Consider the following 18686-nt stretch of genomic DNA (forward strand, 5'->3'; position numbering starts at 1 on the left):
CCATGAGACCGCTGGCGGCATTGCTCTCACTGTTTCTCTGCTGCGCGCTCGCCACGGGCGCGCAGGCGGAGGAGCAATACCGCCGGGTCACGGTGGCCGAGCCGTATCTCGAGATGCACACCGGGCCGGGGCGCGGCTATCCCGTGTTCAACGTGGTCGAGCGCGGCGATGCGGTCGAACTGCTCAAGCGGCGCACCGAATGGTTCAAGGTGCGCGATGCCCGCGGCCGCGAGGGCTGGGTGCACGAGCGCGAGATGCTGATGACGCTGGACGAGGCGGGCACGCCGGCCGAGTTCGAGACCACGGGCCGGGAGGAATACCTGGTGCGGCGCTGGGAGTCCGGCGGACTTACCGGCGACTTCGGCGGTGCCAACGTCATCAGCGGCTACCTCGGCTACTCGTTCACGCCGAATCTGTCGCTGGAGCTGTGGGGCACGCAGTTGCTCGGCAATTTCTCCGACGGCTGGATGGCCAACGTGAGCATCGTGCACCAGACCTGGCCGCACTGGCGGGTCTCGCCGTTTTTCACCCTCGGCACCGGCGTGTTGCGCATCGAGCCGGTGGCCACCCTGGTGCAGCCCATCGACCGCACCGACCAGACCGCCCACGTGGGCGTCGGCGTACGGGCCTGGGTGACGAGACGCTTTATTTTTCGCGCCGAATACAAGAGTTATGTCGTATTCACCAGCCGCGACGAGAATGAGGAAATCGAAGAATGGAAAGTCGGATTCGGGTTCTTTTTCTGACCGGGCTCGCTTTCGCCCTGACGGGCTGCGGCAGCCTGCCGTTCATCGGCGGCGACGAGCCGGGCGATGCCGTGGCCGAAGTACCGGAGCAGGTGATCGAGCCCGAGGTGGAGCGCCGCGACGTGGAGCCGCCGAAGATCGACACCGAGAACTTCGAGATCGGAGCCTTTGCCGGGCTGATGAGCGTCGAGGACTTCGGCGTGAACCCGGTCTACGGGGTGCGGCTGGCCTATCACATCACCGAAGGGCTGTTCGTCGAGGGCGCCTACGGTCGCACCGATACCGAGGAGACCAGCTTCGAGCGGCTGAGCGGCGCGGCGGAGATTCTGACCGACGATGAGCGCGAGTTCACATACTACAACGCCTCCATCGGGTACAACGTGTTACCGGGCGAGGCTTTCGTCGGCCGCAACCTGGCCTTCTCCCAGGCGCTGTACCTCATCGCCGGGATAGGCAGCACGGAGTTCGCGGGCGACGACCGCTTCACGGTGAATTTCGGTTTCGGCTACCGGCTGCTGCTGAACGACGTGATCGCGCTGCATGCCGACGTGCGGGACCACCTGTTCGACATCGACATCCTCGGCGAGGAGAAGACCGCCCACAACATCGAGGGGCATATCGGTTTCACGATCTTCTTCTGATGCGGGGGAGCGGGGTAAGGACGATGAAAAAGACACTGATCCGAACGGCGGCGGCCTGCGCGGTACTCGTGGCGACCGCCGGCTGCTCCAGCATCGAGCCCTGGGTGAAGCCCTACGAGCGGGACCACCTGGCGGATCCGATCATGGCGCTGGACATGCATCCGGTGGCCACCGCCTACGAGATGCACGTCTGGGATGCCCGCGAGGGCGCCCGCGGCGGCACGGGCGGCGCCGGCGGCGGCTGCGGCTGCAACTGAGCACCGCGCCATGAATCGCGCGACGATGATCGCCCGCCACCTCGCAAGGCTGCTCGTCCTGCTCGCACTGCTGCCGGGCGCGGTGCTCGCCACCGTGCTGCCGGAAGACCGGGCGGACGTGCTCTACCACCGCTACGAGGGCGGCGGCGTGACCATCGACGGCCCGTCGGTGCTGCTGCGCAAGCAGGTCGGCAAGAGCTTGTCGCTGTCGGCCAACTACTATCTCGACATGGTCTCCAGCGCCTCCATCGACGTGGTGACCACGGCGAGCCCCTACACCGAGGAGCGCAAGCAGGGCTCGCTGGGCGCGACCTACCTGTACGGCAACACGCTCATGAACGTGGGCTACACGCGCAGCGACGAGAGCGACTACGCCGCCAACAGCCTGAACTTCAGCGTGAGCCAGGACCTGTTCGGCCAGATGACCACGGTGACGCTGGGCTACGCCCTCGGCTGGGACGAGGTGGGCAAGTCCAACGATCCGGATTTCCGCCGCGAGGTCGACCGCCAGCAGTACAGCCTGGCGGTCACGCAGATCGTCACCCGCAGCCTGATCATGAGCTTCGCCTTCGACGCCATCACCGACGAGGGCTTCCTGAACAACCCGTATCGCTCCGTGCGCTACCTGGCCGCGGATCAGCCGGCCGGGTACCAGTTCGAGCCCGAGATCTACCCGAACACGCGCACGAGCGGCGCAGGCTCCATCACCGCGCGCTACCGCATGCCCTGGCGGGCGGCGCTGCACGGCAGCTACCGCTACTTCTCCGACACCTGGGGCATCGAGTCGCACACCGGGGAGATCGGCTACGTCCACCCCTGGAAGCACGGCCTGACGTTCTCCACGCGCTATCGCTACTACACCCAGGAGCAGGCCGACTTCTACGCCGACCTGTTCCCGCGTTCCGGCGCGCAGAATTTCATGGGGCGGGACAAGGAACTCAGCACCTTCGAGAGCGCGACCATCCGCGCCGGCGTGAGCTGGGAGTTCGTCAGCGACGGCTGGAGCGTGGTCGAGAAAGGCTCGCTGAATCTGTTCTGGGACCGCATCCGCTTCGACTACGAGAACTTCCGCGACCTCAGGGTGAGCGGCGCCGCCCCCGGCGAGGAACCCCTGTACGGCTTCGATGCCGACGTGGTGCAGCTGTTCGTCTCGTTCTGGTTCTGACCTCTGCGTAGGAGGGCCTTCAGGCCCGACTCTTCCTGCCAGATCCCCTTCTATTGTGGCCGCCCTGCGGGGGTATCCATCTTGCTCCCGACAAAAGGTCGCGGCGATGGATATCCCCGCATGACGGCCGTGCTCGCGGTGGCGTGAAGCAAGCGCCAGCCCGGTCCGGCCGATGGCGGGTCAACGCCAAGAGAACGGGGGATCGGGCCTGAAGGCCCTCCTACCTGCTACCATCTGCTCCATGAGGGAGGGCAGGCTGATCGGGATCGCACGGCGGGAGCGCAAGCGCGCGCCCATGGAGGTACTGGAGCGCGCGCGGGTCGACACCGACAGCGGCGTGGCCGGCGACTTCCGGGGCCGAGCCGGCCGGCGGCAGGTGACGGTGCTGACGGCCCCGGGCTGGAGCGACGCCTGTAACGAGCTCGGGCGCGAGCTGCCCTGGACGGCGCGCCGGGCCAACCTCCTGATCGATGGCATCCCGCTCGCCGAGACCGCCGGCCGAAGGCTCGTGATCGGCAAGCTGGTGCTGGAGATCACGGGTGAGCTGGATCCGTGCTCGCGGATGGAGGAGGCCGGCGAGGGACTGCGGCAGGCCCTCGAGCCGGACTGGCGCGGCGGCGTGACCTGCCGGGTGCTCGCCGGCGGTGAGATCGGGGTGGGAGACACGGTGCGCCTGGAGGATGCTCATGGCTGACAACCGGGAATACGACGTCGTCCTGTTCGGGGCGACGGGATACACCGGCCGGCTGACCGCGGCCTATCTGGCGCAGAAGACCGACGAGGATTTCCGCTGGGCCATCGCCGGCCGGGATGCGGACAAGCTCGCGGCGCTGGCCGCGGAACTGGGCGGCAGCCCGGGCGTGATTCGCGCGGACGTCGGCGACTACGACACGCTGCTGCAGATGGCGCGTCGCACCCGCGTGCTCGCCACCACGGTGGGCCCGTACATCCGCTACGGCGAGGCGGTGGTGATGGCCTGCGTCGAGGCGGGCACGAGTTACGCGGATCTGACCGGCGAGCCGGCCTTCGTGGATCAGGTGATGGACCATTGCGGCACCAGCGCGCGGGAGCAGCAGGTGCGGGTGGTCAACTGCTGCGGTTTCGACAGCATCCCCCACGACCTCGGCGCCTGGATGATGGTCAACGCACTGCCCGAGGACGCCAGCGTCCAGCTCGAGGGCTTCGTCTCCGCGAAGGGCGGCATCTCGGGAGGCACCTGGAACTCCGCGCTGGAGGCACTGGGCAATCTCGGCGAGACCCGGCGCGTGGCGGCGCGCATGGAGCAGGGCGTGAGCGGCGAGCGGCGGGTGAAAGTGAACCGGCGCGGCGCCCATTACGAGGAGCTGGTCAACGGCTGGGTGATGCCGTTCCCCGCCATCGACCGGCAGATCATCATCCGTTCGGCCACGGCGCTGCCGGCCTATGGGCGCGAGTTCACCTATGCGCATTACATCCGTGTCGGCTCGCTGCCTAAACTGATCGCCCTGTCCTCGGGCATCGCCGCGGTCACCGGACTGGCGCAGGTGGGACCCATACGCCGCTGGCTCGGCGGGCTGAAGCCTTCGGGTTCCGGCCCCGACGAGCAGACCCGTGCCACCGGCTCGTTCCGCGTGACCTTCGTCGCCCGCGGCGACGGCCGGCGCCTGATCGGCGAGGCCTCCGGCGGCGAACCCGGCTACGCGGAAACCTCCCGCATGCTGGCCGAGGCGGCGCTGTGCCTGTCCCTGGATGCGGACTCGCTGCCGCCGCGCTACGGCGTGCTGACGCCCGCGGAGGCGATGGGAGATGCGTTGCTGGCCAGATTGCGCGCCATCGGCATCCGCTTCGAGATCCTGTCCGACGAGCCGGAATAGTCCGAATAGCGCACCGCCGTTCCCGGCGGCAGGCTCAGCCCGGTGAAGCTCGCGCTGCGGGACAGCAGGTGCTCGAGCGCCTTTTCCACGCCTGCCTCGTCGTTGCCGCACACGTAGTAGACCGTGGCCTGCGGGCTGCGCGGCTGGCCGTAGACGAACGCGCCCAGCCGTGCGGACAGTCCCTGCATCAGCTCGATCACCGACTCGTCGGCGAAACCGGCCAGCCGGGGCAGGTCGCCGGCGCGCACCAGCACGATGCCGGAGAGTTCCGGGTAGCGCGTAAGCGCGGTGGCAGGGATGCCGGGTTCGGCGGTGACGTGGGTGAACAGCGAGAAAGTCGTCAGTGCCGAGGCGGGCAGGCGGGCCAGGTCGGCCAGCGCCGGGTCGGTGGCGACCACCGCGGAGGAGACCAGCTGCAGCGCCAGATCGTCCAGCCGGCCCTCGAGCGCCCGGGCGGCGGTGTCCAGGTATTCCACCGCGAAGGCGGCATCCAGCGGACGGCCGTCGTCCAGGCGGCGGTCCAGCACCGGCACCAGGGCCTTGGCCAGCGTGTCGACGTAGAAATCCGCGTAGAAGGAATCGGGCAGCGCGTGGTAGCGCTGGTATTCCGCCTCGGACTGCAGCCGCCGCTCGACTATGCCGTTGCCGATGGCGCTTGCGACCGCCTCGTTGATCAGGTTGTAGGCCCGCAGGCTCCAGGGCCGCTCGCTCGCCAGGAAGGCTGCCAGCAGCGCCTCGTGGCGTGCACGCGGACTGAGCGCGTACAGATAGTGGACGAATTCGTGCACGATCACGCCGATGCGGTCGGCCGGCGCTTCCCCGCGCCGGCTCTCGACGATGGCCTGGTTCTCGATCAGCGTCGCCCGGGAGGCCCTCGCCCCCTCCGGCAGGGCCACCAGGTTCACCTCGAGGTCGGCCACTTCCTCCAGCCGCAGGTCGAACAAACCGCCGACGCGGGCGAGCAGGGCGTCGAGCTGCGCGCGCCGCGCGGTGCCCTGGTAGCCGGCGGCGAGACGCTCCAGGTCGCCGGCGGCGCCGTCTCGCCACCAGGCGTCGAAGCGGGGCTCGAAGTGCCGCGCGATGGCCAGGGCCTCGCGGGCATCGCGCGGCTGCAGCAGCAGACGCAGCCGCTCGCCGTAGTCGGCGAGATCGTGGGCTTGCAGGCTGGCCAGACGCAGCTTCTCGCCGATGTCGACGCCCCGGGCCTGCAGGTAGGGGAAGGTGTAGGGGTAGGGCGTGTCCGGCGCCGACGCGGTGAAGTCCGCGTACAGCCGGTAACGCTCCTGCAGCTCCCGCCACCGGAGGAGGCGGCGTTCGTCCTCCCCGCTCCAGTCGAGGCGCTGCCAGAGCTCGTCGAAGGCGGCCCGGGTGCAGCGCCGGTAGCCGCTCAGGCAATCCAGGTGGTAGACCAGATTGGCGACCGGCGAGATGCGCACGCCGAAGCCCGGCGCCGCCGCGGCCGGCGCCGCCGTGCCGCCGAGCACCAGCAGTGCTGCCGTGACGATGCCGGCGGCGCGAATCACGGGGCGTCAGTACTCCAGCTTCTCGACGCGGGCCAGCGTGGCCAGCGACTCTTCCATGAGGGCGCGGGCCCGTGCCGTCATCGCGTGCAGGTAAGCGTGCAGGGCGGCGTCCTCGCTGTTGCGTGATTCGCACTGGTCACTGTAGACCTCGAAGGCCGTCAGGCTCTGCACCAGGTCGGCGAGATGGTGCGGGCACTCGCAATCGACGTCCGTGCGGATACCCGCCAGTGTCGTCAGCTGGACGTCGTCGAAACGACGCGGCGGCAGCTCTTCGGTGAGCACCGGCACCTCGGGCGCGTCGCCGGCGGCGCGCTGCTGCTCGGAACGGGCCGGCCGCGGGGCGGTATTGGTGACCCGCGGGCCGCGCAGCAGGGCGTCGACCAGCGTCAGGGCCGTGGTGGGCGCCCGGAACAGCTCGAACTGGGCGGCGGCGAGCCGGTTCACGTCCTCGCTGCGGCCGAAGTTGTACAGCACCATGACGCGCCCGGCGCCGCAGAGGTCCCGCAGCCCCGCGATGCGCTCGGCGGTACGTTCGTCGACCACCGGCACCTCGATCAGGAGCACGTCGGGCCGCAGCCGGCGGATATCGGCCCGGAAGCGCCGCGGATCGCTCTCGAGAGCGGTGAGCTCCACCTGTTCCGGCAGTACGCCGCTGCGGCCGAGCCCCTGCAGTGCGAAGCGTCCCAGGGCCGCCACCCGGATGGGCTGGTCGGCCCGGGCCAGCTGCAGGTCGTTGGCCTGGCGCACGACCTCTTCCCGGCGGGCGCGCAGTTCCTCGAGATCGAGATTGGCGATCTGGCCGATGGAGAAGCCCCGGTCCACGAGGATTTTCAGCAGCCCGAGCTTCTCCACGTCCCGGCGCGAATAGATCCGCCGCCCGCTCTCCGTGCGCTCCGCGACCACGGCACCGTAGCGCCGCTCCCAGATGCGCAGCGTGTGCGTGGATATGCCGGTCAGCCGTGAGACGGCGCCGATGGCGTAGTCGTTGCCGCTCCTGCCGTCATTCCCTTGTCCGGCCCGTGTCTGTCCCATGTCTCTCTCCCGTCTACTTTGTGTCTATGGGTAAGATTCTACACAAGCTCGTCAAGAAATCCAGCCATCCGCCTTCGTCGACAATCGTCAACAATCGTCGGCAGGCATCAGGGGCTGCGATCTGCCAGGAATTCCTGCAACGCCGCGGCCGTGTGGGAGCGCCCCGGCCGCCGGAGCAGGTCCTCCGGCTTGCCGCGAGCCACGATGCGGCCGCCGTCGTCGCCGCCCTCGGGACCGAGATCGACCACCCAGTCCGCCTCCGCGACGATGTCGAGGTTGTGTTCGATGATCACCACGCTGTTGCCCGCCTCGACCAGACGGTGCAGTACCCGGATCAGCTTCTCGACGTCCGCCATGTGCAGCCCGACGGTCGGCTCGTCCAGGACGTACAGCGTGTGGTCCCGGCTGCGGCGTTTGCCGCCGCCTTCGTTGTCGGGCAGATCCGGGCCCGCCTTCGCCAGCTCCGTGACCAGCTTGATGCGCTGCGCCTCGCCGCCGGACAGCGTCGGGCTCGGCTGGCCCAGCGTGAGGTAGCCGAGGCCCACCTGCACCAGCAGGTCGAGGGCGTGATGGACGCGCGTATGGGCGTGGAAGAACTCCCGCGCCTCCTCCACGCTCATCGCCAGCACCTCGCCGATGCTGCGGTCCCGGTAGCGGATGGCCAGCGTCTCGCGCGAGAAGCGCTGCCCGCCGCAGGCCTCGCAGTCCACCCGCACGTCGGGCAGGAAGTTCATCTCGATGCGGCGCACGCCCTGGCCCTCGCATTCCTCGCAGCGCCCGCCTTTCACGTTGAACGAGAACCGGGACGGCTCGTAGCCGCGCATGCGCGCCTCGGGCGTGCGGGCGAACAACTGCCGGATCTCGTCCCAGAAGCCGATGTAGGTGGCGGGGCAGGAGCGCGGCGTTTTGCCGATGGGCGTCTGGTCCACCTCCAGTACCCGGTCGACGGCTTCCCAGCCGGTGAGCCCGGCGCAGCCCGCCGGCGCGGGCGCCTTCCTGCCGCGTGAGCGCCGGGCCGCCAGCAGTGCGCGGAGGTTGTCGTGCAGGATGTCGCGCACCAGCGTGGACTTGCCGCTGCCGGACACGCCGGTGACGGCCACCAGCGCATGCAGCGGCAGATTGACCGTGAAGCCCTTCAGGTTGTTCAGCTCCGCGCCGGCGATGCGGATGGAGGCCACGTCCCGACGCCGCGGGTTCACTTCCCGTCGCCGCTCCATCAGCGGGTGGGCGAGGGGGTGAGCGAGCATGCGGCCGGTCAGGGAATCCTTGCTGCGCATCATCGCCGCCACCGAGCCTTCGGCGACAACCCGGCCGCCGTGGGTGCCGGCACCCGGCCCCAGGTCCACCACGTGTTCGGCCGCGCGGATGGTGTCCTCGTCGTGCTCCACGACCACGACGGTGTTGCCCCGCGCCTCGAGCCCCTTCAGCGTATCCAGCAGCCGGCGGTTGTCGCGGGCGTGCAGTCCGATGGTGGGCTCGTCCAGGATGTAGCACACGCCCTGCAGGTTGGAGCCGAGCTGCGAAGCGAGCCGGATGCGCTGCGCCTCGCCGCCGGACAGCGTCGGGGCGGCCCGGTCGAGGGTGAGATAACCGAGTCCGACCTTCTGCAGGAACTCGAGCCGGGCGCAGAGTTCCGCCAGCACGTCGCGGGCCAGCTCGGCGTGGCGGCCGGTCAGCTCCAGGGTGCGGAACCAGGCCTCCGCCTGCTCCACCGGCAGCGCAGCGTAGTCGGCGATGCTGCGCCCGCGGAAGCGCACGTTCAGTGCCACCGGATTCAGCCGCGCGCCGTCGCAGACGGGGCAGGGCTCCCGATCGCCGCCGGCGCCGTCGTCCTCGTCTTCGGCCGCGGCCGCGAGGCCGGTACCGGCGCAGCCCTCGCACCAGCCCCGGGCCGAGTTGTAGGAGAAGAGCCGCGGGTCCGGCTCGTCGAAGCTGCGGCTGCAGGACGGGCAGGCCCGGCGCGCTGAGAGCAGGCTCTCGCCGTCGTCCGCCACCACCCGGACCACGCCGCCGCCCAGGTCGAGCGCGCGCCCGAGCAGGCCGGCCAGCTCGCCGCGCGAGCCGGGGGCCACCCGGATCTCGCCCACCGGCAGGTCGATGTCGTGTTCGCGGAACCGGTCCAGCCGCGGCCAGTCCCCGGTGGGCAGGTAGTCGCCGTCGACCCGCAGGCGGTCGTAGCCCTTCTTCGCCGCCCACTTCGCGAGATCCGTGTAATAGCCCTTGCGGCCGACCACCAGCGGCGCGAGCAGGGCGATGCGCTCGCCCCGGCGCGTCTCGAGCAGGCGGCCCAGCATCTGCTCCTCGCTCTGGGGTTCGATGGCCACGTCGCAGTCCGGGCAGTACTGGGTGCCCAGCTTCACGAACAGCAGGCGCAGGAAGTGGTAGACCTCGGTCATCGTCGCCACCGTGCTCTTGCGCCCGCCCCGGCTGGTGCGCTGTTCGATGGCCACGGTGGGCGGTATGCCGAACACCGCGTCCACGTCCGGGCGGCTGGCCGGCTGCACGAACTGGCGGGCGTAGGCGTTCAGGGATTCGAGATAGCGGCGCTGGCCCTCGTTGAAGAGGATGTCGAAGGCCACGGTGCTCTTGCCGCTGCCGGAGACGCCGGTGATGACGGTGAAGCGGTCCCGCGGGATGCGGATGTCCACGTTGCGCAGGTTGTGTTCCCGGGCGTGGTGGATGCGGATGTCGCGGTCGGCGCGTGCCGGCTGCTCGCGCCGCGCGCTCTTCGCGGTCGCCGCGGCCGGGCCGCCCCGTTCCCGGCGATAGGCCGCCAGCGCCCTGCCCGTGTGGTTGCCGCGGCGTTTTGCGAGCGCGTCCGGCGTGCCCTCGAACACGACCTCGCCGCCGCCCTCGCCGCCCTCGGGCCCGAGATCCACGATCCAGTCCGCGGCGTCGATCACGTCCAGGTTGTGCTCGATCACGATCACGGAGTGGCCGTCGGCGATGAGTTCCTGCAGGGCGTCCAGCAGGGTGGCGATGTCCTGGAAGTGCAGCCCGGTGGTGGGCTCGTCGAACAGGAACAGCTTGCGCTCGCCGGGCGAGCGCCGGCCCCGGGCCTCGGCCAGGTGCGCGGCCAGCTTCAGCCGCTGGGACTCGCCGCCGGACAGGGTCGGCACCGGCTGGCCGAGGGCGAGGTAGTCCAGGCCGACGGCGGCCAGGGGTTCCAGCCCGCGCAGCACGGCGGGTTCGCCGGCGAAGAAGGCGATCGCCTCGGCCACGGTCATCTCGAGAACATCGGCGATGGAGCGGGAACGCTCGCCGGCGTCGCCGCCGATGCGCACCTCCAGCACCTCCGAGCGATAGCGGCGGCCGTCGCAGGCCGGGCAGCGCAGGTAGACGTCGGAGAGGAACTGCATCTCCACGTGCTCGAAGCCGTTGCCGCCGCACTCCGGGCAGCGGCCGTCGCCGGAATTGAAGCTGAAGGTGCCGGCCGTGTAGCCGCGCTCGACGGCCAGCGGCGCGTCGGCGAAGAGCTTGCGGATGGGGGCCAGCGCCCCGACGAAACTGGCCGGGTTCGAGCGGGTGGTCTTGCCGATGGGAGACTGGTCCACCATCACCACGTCGCCCAGGTCCTCGCCGCCCTCGATCGCATCGTGCTCGCCGGGCGCGTCGCCCGCCTTGCCGCGCTGGCGCTGCAGTGCGCGCCACAGCACGTCCTCCACCAGGGTGGACTTGCCGGAGCCGCTCACGCCGGTCACGCACACCAGCCGACCCAGCGGGAAGGCGGCGTCGACTCCTTTCAGGTTGTGGGCGCGGGCGCCGCGCACCCGCAGGATGGGGATATCGTCGCCGACGGGACGCCCCGCGCGATCCGCGTTCACGAGCCGCTCGCCGCGCAGATACTGCGCCGTCAGCGAGCGCCGGGAGCGGGCGAGTTGCTTCGCCGTGCCGAAGAACACCACCTCGCCGCCCCGTTCGCCGGGCCCGGGGCCCATGTCCAGAACCCGGTCGGCGGCGCGGATGATCTGGGGGTCGTGCTCGACCACCAGCAGCGAATTGCCGGCGTCGCGCAGGCGGCGCAGCACGCCGTTGATGCGGTCGATGTCCCGGGGGTGCAGGCCGATGGACGGCTCGTCCAGCACGAACAGCGTGTTCACCAGGGAGGTGCCCAGCGCCGTCGTGAGGTTGATGCGCTGCACCTCGCCGCCGGACAGAGTCCGCGACTGGCGGTCCAGCGTCAGGTAGCCCAGGCCCACCTCCAGCAGGTAGCCGAGGCGGGTGCGGATCTCCGCCAGCAGGAGGTCGGTGGCCTCGTCCAGCGGAGCGGGCAATGCCAGCCCGGCGAAGAACGCCACCGTGCGCTCGATGGGCAGGCAGGTCAGTTCGTGGACGTTCAGACCCGGTGCGCCGGAGGCGCCGGCCTCGACGTTATCGCCGCCGAGCCGCCAGAGCAGGGCCTCGGGTTTCAGCCGGGCGCCGCCGCAGGCATTGCAGAGGTCGTAGCTCCGGTAGCGGGACAGCAGCACGCGCACGTGCATGCGGTAGGCGCGGCTCTCGAGCCAGTCGAAGAAGCGGTCCACCCCGTACCAGACGCCGTCGTCCCAGCTGCCTTCGCCCTCGAACACCCAGCGGCGCTGGGCCGCCGTCAGTTCGTTCCAGGGCACGTCCAGCGGCACGCCGGCCCGGCGCGCGTGCTGCTCCAGGTCACGCTGACATTCCCGGTAGCTCTTGCTCTGCCAGGGCTTGATGGCGCCTTCGGCGAGGGTGAGCGAGCCGTCGGGCACGACCAGGTCACGGTCGATGCCCATGGTCCGGCCGAAACCGCGGCAGGTCTCGCAGGCGCCGACCGGGGAGTTGAAGGAGAACAGGCTCGGCAGGGGGTCGCGGTAATCGAGGTCGCAGTCGGCGCAGTGGAGCCGGTCGGAGAAGCGGCGTTGCACGCCGGCGGCGTCGTGGTCGTAGACGCGCACGTGGCCGTCGCCCCGGCGCATTGCCGACTCGACGCTCTCGATGAAGCGGCTGCGGTTGTCGTCCGTCACCCGCAGGCGGTCGGCGACCACGTAGAGGGTGCGCCCCTCGGTCTCCTGCACCCGCAGATAGCCCTGCGCCTCGAGATAGCTGCGGATCTCGGCCTCGCTGAAGTTCTCCGGGCGCTCCACCGGAAAGGTGATGACCGCCCGGTGCCCGGACCACGCCTCGCCCAGCTCCGCCCAGACCGACTCCGGATGGTCACGGCGCACGGGCCGGCCGCAGCCGCTGCAGTACAGCGTGGCGGCGCGGGCGTAGAGGAGCTTCAGATGGTCGTTCAGCTCCGTCATCGTGCCAACGGTGGAGCGCGAGGTGCGCACCGGGTTGGTCTGATCGATGGCGATCGCCGGCGGTATGCCCTCGATGCGTTCGGCCGCCGGCTTGTCCATGCGGTCCAGGAACTGCCGGGCGTAGGGCGAGAAGGTCTCCACGTAGCGGCGCTGGCCCTCCGCGTAGATCGTGTCGAAGGCCAGCGACGACTTGCCCGATCCGCTCACGCCGGTGACGACGACGAGCTCGTTCAGCGGGATCTCCAGGTCCAGGTCGCGCAGGTTGTTCTGTCGTGCGCCGCGGATGACGATGCTGTCGGCAGCCATAAGCTCCGGGTTCCGGGTGGGGTGGGGGACGGGCGGGCCGCGAACGCGATGGCGGCCCGCCGGGCTGGGTGAGATGTTACCGCAACCGCGGTTGGACAGGAGCGGGACAGCGGCCGGCGCGGCTCGTCCCCGGCCCGGCCCTGCCTGACCCGGCCCCCGGCTTTCCTGTATAACGTCGGCATGGGTGCCTACAGGATCCGGCCGCAACCCCCCGGCAACAACAGTCTCATCCCCACGGTCATCTTCACGCTGCTGGTAGCGAACGGCCTGGCCTTCGCCGCCCAGAACGCCTCCCGGGAGATGTTCGTGACCCTGCTCGGGTCGCTGGCGCTGTGGCCGGCCGGCTCCGAGTATTTCGCGCCCTGGCAGTTCGTCACCTACGGCTTCCTGCACGGCGACCTGACCCACCTGCTGTTCAACATGTTCACGCTGTGGATGTTCGGCCGCGATATCGAGCGTTTCTGGGGCCCGCGCTATTTCGCGATCTACTATCTGGTCTGCGTCGTGGGCGCGGGCATCGTGCAGCTGGTGGTGGCGAGCTTCCAGCCCGAGATCTATCCCACCATCGGGGCCTCCGGCGGCGTCTTCGGCATCCTGCTGGCCTACGGCCTGATGTTCCCGAACCGGCAGATACTGCTGCTGATACCGCCGATACCGATGAAGGCGAAATACCTGGTGATCCTGTTCGGCGTGCTGGAGCTGACGTACGGCGTCACCGGCATGCAGCCCGGCGTGGCCCACTTCGCCCATCTCGGCGGCATGCTGTTCGGCTTCCTGCTGATACAATACTGGCGCCGGGCGCGCTGAGGCGGCGACGTCGCCGGCCGGAATTCATCAATAGAATCAATATCTCAATCGACAGGGAGCGATCCATGGGAGAGTATCGGAAGGGTCTGGCGGCGGCAGCGGCCTGCGCCGTCCTGCTGGCTGCCTGCGGCGGCGAGTCTCCGCCGCCGTTGGAACAGAAGTCGGCCGCGGAGCCGGCCGCGGAACAGCCCCGGGCCAGTCAGGCGACGGGCAGCAGCCTCAGGGCGATCGCCCGCATGGAGCCGAAATCCGGTTCCTCCGTGAGCGGCGCCGTGGTCTTCACCGCCTTCGAGGGGCCCATGGTGATGGGCGGCGTGCTGGACGGCGGCGAGCCGGGTACCAACGCCATCCACATCCACGAGGTGGGTGACTGCAGCGCTCCGGACGGCACGTCGGCCGGGCCGCACTTCAACCCCGCCGGCGCTCCGCACGGCTCGCCCGACGACCCCGACGGCCAGCACCACGCCGGCGACCTCGGCAATATCACCTTCGACGAGCATGGCCAGGCCCGCTTCGACCGGGTGCTCGGCGACGGGCTCACCTTCGAGGGCGAGACCGGCATCGTCGGCCGTTCGGTGATCGTCCATGCCGAGCCCGACGACTTCGAGACCCAGCCCACCGGCGCCGCCGGCGCACGCATCGCCTGCGGAGTGATCGAGCTCCTGCAGTGACCGCGGCGCCGCGAGTGGTCGCGGCCCTGGCGGCCGCCTGCGCCGGCCTGGCGCTGGCGCTGCCGGCCGCGGCGGCCGACGCCGACGGCCTGTCGGCGGAGGAGATCATCGCCGCGGTGTACGAGGCGAACGGAGGCGAGACGTGGCGGCGGCCGCAGACGCTGTATCTCGAGGGTTACGGGGTCTTCTGGCCGGACGGGACCGAAGACAGCCGCGTGCTGGCCGACCGCTACCGCATGTGGCGCGAGTATGCCCCCGAGAGCGCCGATGCCCATCTCGCCAACGGCAAGGTGCGCATCGACAGCTTCACGGGCGACACGACCATGTTCCGGATCGCCTTCGACGGCGAGACCGCCTACAACGCGGACGGCCCGATCCCCGGCGGCGCGGCCAGCCCCCAGTGGAAGAACTCGTTCGGCTTCGGGATCATCCGCTATGCCCTCGACGAGGGCTTCACCCTGACGCGGCTGCCCGACGATACGGTGGAAGGCCATCCCGCCTTCTTCGTGCGCGTGAGCGACCCCGCCGGTTCCGAGACGATCTTCGGCATCGACCGGGACGACTACGCGGTGCGCATGGTGGGCTTCGACACACCGAAGGGCTGGCATCACCGTTACTACTCCGACTTCGTCACCGACGAGGACACCGGCTGGCGCCAGCCTCGCCTGGTGCGCCTGTATTACGACGGCGTCAAGCAGAACGAGATCCACTGGCAGGCGTTCCGCGTGAACGAGCCGGTGGCGGAAGAGGTCTTCGTGCTGCCCGCCGAAGACTGAGGGCCCGGACCCGACCATGGTGCGCCGGATCGCGCTGTATGCCGGGCCGCTTGCCGCCCTCGCCGTCTTCCTCCTGCTGCAGGCGCGCGGCGCCTCCGCCGATGTGGCCTGGACGGCGGCGGTCACCACGCTCTGTGCCGTCTGGTGGATCTTCGAGCCGATCCCCATCCCGGCCACCTCCCTGGTGCCCATCGCGGTCTTCCCCCTGATCGGGGTGCTGACGCCCGCCCAGGTGGGCGAGGCCTACGGCAACCCGCTGATCCTGCTGCTGCTGGGTGGTTTCATCCTGTCGACGGCCATGGAGAAGAGCGGCGCCCACCGGCGCATCGCGCTGGGCATGGTGAGCGCCTTCGGTGGCAGGAGCGGGCGCAGCCTCGTGTTCGGCTTCATGGCGGCGGCCGCCTTCCTCAGCATGTGGATCTCCAATACGGCGACCACGCTGATGCTGCTGCCGATCGTGCTGGCGGTGCTGGAGCGGGTCGAGGACAACCGGCTGAAGGTGAGCCTGCTGCTGGGCGTGGCCTATGCGGCCAGCGTCGGCGGCGTGGGCACGCCCATCGGCACGCCGCCCAACCTGATCTTCATGGAGGTCTACCAGGAGAACACCGGCCGGGAGGTGACCTTCTTCGGCTGGATGTCCTGGGCGCTGCCGGTGGTGGCGGTGATGATTCCGCTGACGGCGCTGTGGCTCACCCGCGGCCTGTCCCACGCGCGGGCCATCACGATGCCGCCGGTGGCGGCCTGGCGCAGCGAGGAGGTGCGCACGCTGATCGTCTTCGCCGTCACCGCGGTGTTGTGGATGACCCGGCGCGAGCCCTTCGGCGGCTGGAGCGCGTGGCTGGACCTGCCCGGCGCCAACGACGCCAGCGTGGCGCTGCTGGCGGTGGTCGTGATGTTCCTGGTGCCGAACGGACGCGGCGGGCGCCTGCTCGACTGGGATACCGCCGTGCGCATCCCATGGGGCATCCTGATCCTGTTCGGCGCCGGCATCACCATCGCCAAGGCGTTCGTGAGCTCCGGGCTCAGTACCTCGCTGGGCGAGATGGTGGCCGCGCTCGACGTGCTGCCCGTGCTGGTCATGATCCTGCTGACCTGCCTGACCGTGACCTTCCTCACCGAGGTCACCAGCAATACCGCGACCACGACGCTGCTCATGCCCATCCTCGCCGCGGCCGCCACCACCGCGGGCTTCGACCATCGGCTCATCATGGTGCCGGCGGCGATGAGCGCGAGCTTCGCCTTCATGCTGCCCGTGGCTACCGGCCCTAACGCGGTGATCTTCAGCTCCGGCGAGCTGACGGTGAGGCAGATGGCGAGGGAGGGCTTCGCCCTCAACCTGATCGGCGCCGCGGTCGTCACCGGCGGCTGCTACCTGCTGTTCGCCTGACTGCGGCATGTCCCGGCTCGCCGCCGCCGGGAGCCTGGGTTACCCTCGAAGCGAGCAGACAGGCGACGGATCCATGGATTTCGGCATCTTCGAACCGCTGGCCATCGCGCTCGGTCTGGGCCTGCTCGTCGGCAGCCAGCGCGAGCGCGACGAGGAACACCGCCGCATCGCCGGCGTGCGCACCTTTGCGCTCATCACGCTGGTCGGGGCCGTCTGTGGCATCCTGGCCCGGGACTATGGCGGCTGGATGATCGCCGCCGGCCTGCTCGGCATCACCGCCCTGTTCATCCTCGGCAATCTCCTCCGCGCCCGCGGCGAGGGCACCAACCCGGAGCATTTCGGCCTCACCACCGAGGTCGCCGGCCTGCTGATGTTCGGCGTGGGCGCGATGCTCACCAGCGGCATCGAGGCGCCGGCGGTCGCTCTGGCCGGCGTGGCCGCCGTGCTGCTGCAGTGGAAGACCAAGCTGCACGGGCTGATCGGCGCCATCGGCGAACGCGAGTTCGCGGCCATGATGCAGTTCGTCCTGGTGGCGCTCGTGATCCTGCCCGTGGTGCCGGACCAGACCATCGGGCCTTACGACGTCCTCAACCCCTTCACGCTGTGGCTCATGGTCACCCTCATCGTCGGCATCAGCCTGGCCGCCTACCTGGCCTATCGGGTGCTGGGCGTGCGCGGCGGTTCGCTGGCCGGCGGCGTGCTGGGCGGCCTCATCTCGAGCACCGCGACCACCGTGAGTTACGCCCGGCAGTGCGCCGGCAACCCCGCCGCCGCCCCCGCCGCCGCGCTGGTGGTGCTGATCGCCTCCACCATCGTCTACGTACGGGTGGGCATCGAGCTGGGGGCGGTCGCCCCGGACCTTCTGCGCCAGGCCGCGGCGCCGCTGGCCGTCATGATGGCCTTCATGGCGCTGCTCTGCGTCGGCCTGCTGCTGAAGATCGATTCGCGCGACATGCAGCCGCCGAATCTCGAAAACCCGGCCCAGATCCGCACCGCCATCGTGTTCGGTGTCCTGTACGCCGTGATACTGCTGCTGGTGACGGCCGTGCGCGAGGAGTTCGGCCAGGACGCCGCCATCTACGGCGTGGCCGTGATCTCCGGGCTGACGGACGTGGACGCCCTCACGCTGTCCACGGCGGAGTTGTACTCCCAGGGCCGGCTGTCCGGCGACGCGGCATGGCGCGCGATCCTGATCGCGACCCTGTCGAATCTGGCGTTCAAGATCGGCGCCGCGGTGGTCCTCGGCGGACGGCGGCTGGGCGCCTATGCGCTGGCGACGATGGGCGTGTCGATCCTGTTCGGCACGGCGATCGTCTTCCTCTGGCCGGCATGACTCTCGACACCGACCCCGTCGTCTTCTGGGCCGTGCACGCCGCGTTCGCGGCGGTGTTCCTGCGCAGTCTCTACATGGATCTGATCGCCGGCTATCGCAGGCGGCGGAATCTCCTCAGCGAGACCCTGGGCGGCGACGCCATCGAGCGGTTCCGCTTCATCATCGTCCAGGCGGTGATCGCCGTGCTGTTGCTGCACGTGATCGACGTGGCAGAGGGCATCTCTCACAAGCTCGCGATCACCGTCGCGGACATGGCGATGCTCGCCTACCTCACGTTCCGCAGCGGCTGGTGGCTGGATCGGGTGGCGCTGGGTGCGCGGAAGCGGCGATAGCGGCGGCGGCGGCGAGAGAGATGGTGGGCCCTCCAGGACTTGAACCTGGGACCTACGGATTATGAGTCCGCTGCTCTAACCAACTGAGCTAAGGGCCCGTCGGGCGGGCCAGTATAGCCACGAAGACCGGTCTCGTCATCACGGCCACGGCCGGCCCGTCCCGCCCCGTTCTGCGAACCGCTCCCGCGTCGCCGGCGCCCCGTTATGCCAGAATGCAGGGATGGACGGATTCCAGCAGACAGTGGCTGAAATCGTCGATGGAATCGAGGCGGAAATGAGGCGCATCGAACTCTGGGAGGAAGAACGCCCGGCGCTCAGCCGCCTCGGCAGCGCCCAGCCGTTCTGTTTCGACACCCTGCGCTTTCACCAGTGGCTGCAATGGCTGTTCCTGCCCCGGATGCAGCGCATACTCGCTGCCGGCGGCGCCGGGATGCCGTCCGAGAGCGGCATCCACGCGTACGCCGAGGAGTGCCTGCGGGAGGATCCGCGGGACACGGACGAGCTGCTGTCGCTGATCCGGCGGTTCGACGAGGTGATCACTGCGGGCGAGGCCGGCGGGGACTGGCCCGGGCATTGAGGCGGCTGTGAACAGGCGA

The 18686-nt window shown here is 69.8% G+C and carries 16 protein-coding genes and 1 tRNA gene; 13 read left to right on the forward strand and 4 right to left on the reverse strand.

Annotation, left to right across the window (positions count from 1 at the left end):
* The first annotated feature begins 2 nt into the window (after positions 1 to 2).
* From ACJMK0_RS06665 to ACJMK0_RS06690, 6 genes are all read left to right on the forward strand, one after another.
* Positions 3 to 746 carry an SH3 domain-containing protein gene (locus tag ACJMK0_RS06665; protein WP_405236704.1) on the forward strand — a complete coding sequence of 248 codons (744 nt, stop codon included), beginning with the start codon at positions 3 to 5 and terminating at the stop codon, positions 744 to 746.
* Complete coding sequence (locus ACJMK0_RS06670) at positions 716 to 1387, forward strand: outer membrane beta-barrel domain-containing protein (protein ID WP_405236706.1); 672 nt, start codon at positions 716 to 718, stop codon at positions 1385 to 1387. The genes ACJMK0_RS06665 and ACJMK0_RS06670 overlap by 31 nt, the downstream gene beginning before the upstream one ends.
* A 23-nt stretch (positions 1388 to 1410) precedes the next feature.
* Positions 1411 to 1644 (forward strand): DUF4266 domain-containing protein, encoded by a 234-nt coding sequence (locus ACJMK0_RS06675; RefSeq protein ID WP_405236708.1) that lies wholly within the window; start codon positions 1411 to 1413, stop codon positions 1642 to 1644.
* A gap of 10 nt (positions 1645 to 1654) precedes the next feature.
* The gene (locus ACJMK0_RS06680; RefSeq protein ID WP_405236709.1) at positions 1655 to 2809 is read left to right on the forward strand and encodes a DUF3570 domain-containing protein; all 1155 of its coding nucleotides are present in this window, start codon (positions 1655 to 1657) and stop codon (positions 2807 to 2809) included.
* 241 nt (positions 2810 to 3050) lie between these two features.
* A complete protein-coding gene (locus tag ACJMK0_RS06685; RefSeq protein WP_405236711.1) occupies positions 3051 to 3503 on the forward strand; it encodes an MOSC domain-containing protein in 453 nt (150 codons plus the stop codon).
* Positions 3496 to 4662: a saccharopine dehydrogenase family protein gene (locus tag ACJMK0_RS06690; protein ID WP_405236713.1), complete on the forward strand. Its 1167-nt coding sequence runs from the start codon at positions 3496 to 3498 to the stop codon at positions 4660 to 4662. Before ACJMK0_RS06685 ends, ACJMK0_RS06690 begins: the two co-directional genes overlap by 8 nt.
* Here the strand turns inward: ACJMK0_RS06690 and ACJMK0_RS06695 are convergent.
* The 3 genes from ACJMK0_RS06695 to uvrA form a co-directional block, all read right to left on the reverse strand.
* The gene (locus ACJMK0_RS06695; RefSeq protein WP_405236715.1) at positions 4560 to 6185 is read right to left on the reverse strand and encodes a hypothetical protein; all 1626 of its coding nucleotides are present in this window, start codon (positions 6183 to 6185) and stop codon (positions 4560 to 4562) included. The genes ACJMK0_RS06690 and ACJMK0_RS06695 overlap by 103 nt on opposite strands.
* Before the next feature lie 6 nt (positions 6186 to 6191).
* Positions 6192 to 7217, reverse strand: coding sequence for a MerR family transcriptional regulator (locus ACJMK0_RS06700; protein ID WP_405236717.1), 1026 nt, complete (start codon positions 7215 to 7217; stop codon positions 6192 to 6194).
* A 107-nt stretch (positions 7218 to 7324) separates the two neighbouring features.
* Positions 7325 to 12784, reverse strand: coding sequence for an excinuclease ABC subunit UvrA (gene uvrA / locus ACJMK0_RS06705; RefSeq protein ID WP_405236719.1), 5460 nt, complete (start codon positions 12782 to 12784; stop codon positions 7325 to 7327).
* A 180-nt stretch (positions 12785 to 12964) separates the two neighbouring features.
* On the opposite strand from uvrA, the gene ACJMK0_RS06710 reads away from it, so the two are divergent.
* From ACJMK0_RS06710 to ACJMK0_RS06735, 6 genes are all read left to right on the forward strand, one after another.
* Complete coding sequence (locus tag ACJMK0_RS06710) at positions 12965 to 13591, forward strand: rhomboid family intramembrane serine protease (RefSeq protein ID WP_405236720.1); 627 nt, start codon at positions 12965 to 12967, stop codon at positions 13589 to 13591.
* Between the two features lie 65 nt (positions 13592 to 13656).
* Positions 13657 to 14262: a superoxide dismutase family protein gene (locus ACJMK0_RS06715; RefSeq protein ID WP_405236722.1), complete on the forward strand. Its 606-nt coding sequence runs from the start codon at positions 13657 to 13659 to the stop codon at positions 14260 to 14262.
* Positions 14263 to 14276: 14 nt separating this feature from the next.
* Positions 14277 to 15038 carry a hypothetical protein gene (locus ACJMK0_RS06720; RefSeq protein WP_405236724.1) on the forward strand — a complete coding sequence of 254 codons (762 nt, stop codon included), beginning with the start codon at positions 14277 to 14279 and terminating at the stop codon, positions 15036 to 15038.
* 16 nt (positions 15039 to 15054) lie between these two features.
* Entirely contained in the window at positions 15055 to 16425 is a 1371-nt protein-coding gene (locus ACJMK0_RS06725) for an SLC13 family permease (protein WP_405236726.1), read from the forward strand.
* 73 nt (positions 16426 to 16498) lie between these two features.
* The gene (locus ACJMK0_RS06730; RefSeq protein WP_405236728.1) at positions 16499 to 17758 is read left to right on the forward strand and encodes an MgtC/SapB family protein; all 1260 of its coding nucleotides are present in this window, start codon (positions 16499 to 16501) and stop codon (positions 17756 to 17758) included.
* Positions 17755 to 18090: a hypothetical protein gene (locus ACJMK0_RS06735; protein ID WP_405236730.1), complete on the forward strand. Its 336-nt coding sequence runs from the start codon at positions 17755 to 17757 to the stop codon at positions 18088 to 18090. Before ACJMK0_RS06730 ends, ACJMK0_RS06735 begins: the two co-directional genes overlap by 4 nt.
* A gap of 21 nt (positions 18091 to 18111) precedes the next feature.
* Here the strand turns inward: ACJMK0_RS06735 and ACJMK0_RS06740 are convergent.
* Positions 18112 to 18188 (reverse strand) — tRNA-Ile (locus tag ACJMK0_RS06740).
* 122 nt (positions 18189 to 18310) lie between these two features.
* On the opposite strand from ACJMK0_RS06740, the gene ACJMK0_RS06745 reads away from it, so the two are divergent.
* Positions 18311 to 18667, forward strand: coding sequence for a YqcC family protein (locus ACJMK0_RS06745; protein WP_405236732.1), 357 nt, complete (start codon positions 18311 to 18313; stop codon positions 18665 to 18667).
* The last annotated feature ends 19 nt before the right edge of the window (positions 18668 to 18686 follow it).

It is taken from the genome of Lentisalinibacter orientalis (assembly GCF_040706535.1).
In the GTDB taxonomy this organism is placed as follows: Bacteria; Pseudomonadota; Gammaproteobacteria; order Steroidobacterales; family Woeseiaceae; genus Lentisalinibacter; species Lentisalinibacter orientalis.

Excerpts from the sequence above, each read along its gene's own strand:
- ACJMK0_RS06665 (WP_405236704.1), top strand. The coding sequence starts at position 3 with ATGAGACCGCTGGCGGCATTGCTCTCACTGTTTCTCTGCTGCGCGCTC.
- ACJMK0_RS06670 (WP_405236706.1), top strand. The coding sequence starts at position 716 with ATGGAAAGTCGGATTCGGGTTCTTTTTCTGACCGGGCTCGCTTTCGCC.
- ACJMK0_RS06675 (WP_405236708.1), top strand. The coding sequence starts at position 1,411 with ATGAAAAAGACACTGATCCGAACGGCGGCGGCCTGCGCGGTACTCGTG.
- ACJMK0_RS06680 (WP_405236709.1), top strand. The coding sequence starts at position 1,655 with ATGAATCGCGCGACGATGATCGCCCGCCACCTCGCAAGGCTGCTCGTC.
- ACJMK0_RS06685 (WP_405236711.1), top strand. The coding sequence starts at position 3,051 with ATGAGGGAGGGCAGGCTGATCGGGATCGCACGGCGGGAGCGCAAGCGC.
- ACJMK0_RS06690 (WP_405236713.1), top strand. The coding sequence starts at position 3,496 with ATGGCTGACAACCGGGAATACGACGTCGTCCTGTTCGGGGCGACGGGA.
- ACJMK0_RS06700 (WP_405236717.1), bottom strand. The coding sequence starts at position 7,217 with ATGGGACAGACACGGGCCGGACAAGGGAATGACGGCAGGAGCGGCAAC.
- uvrA (WP_405236719.1), bottom strand. The coding sequence starts at position 12,784 with ATGGCTGCCGACAGCATCGTCATCCGCGGCGCACGACAGAACAACCTG.
- ACJMK0_RS06710 (WP_405236720.1), top strand. The coding sequence starts at position 12,965 with ATGGGTGCCTACAGGATCCGGCCGCAACCCCCCGGCAACAACAGTCTC.
- ACJMK0_RS06715 (WP_405236722.1), top strand. The coding sequence starts at position 13,657 with ATGGGAGAGTATCGGAAGGGTCTGGCGGCGGCAGCGGCCTGCGCCGTC.
- ACJMK0_RS06725 (WP_405236726.1), top strand. The coding sequence starts at position 15,055 with ATGGTGCGCCGGATCGCGCTGTATGCCGGGCCGCTTGCCGCCCTCGCC.
- ACJMK0_RS06730 (WP_405236728.1), top strand. The coding sequence starts at position 16,499 with ATGGATTTCGGCATCTTCGAACCGCTGGCCATCGCGCTCGGTCTGGGC.
- ACJMK0_RS06735 (WP_405236730.1), top strand. The coding sequence starts at position 17,755 with ATGACTCTCGACACCGACCCCGTCGTCTTCTGGGCCGTGCACGCCGCG.
- ACJMK0_RS06745 (WP_405236732.1), top strand. The coding sequence starts at position 18,311 with ATGGACGGATTCCAGCAGACAGTGGCTGAAATCGTCGATGGAATCGAG.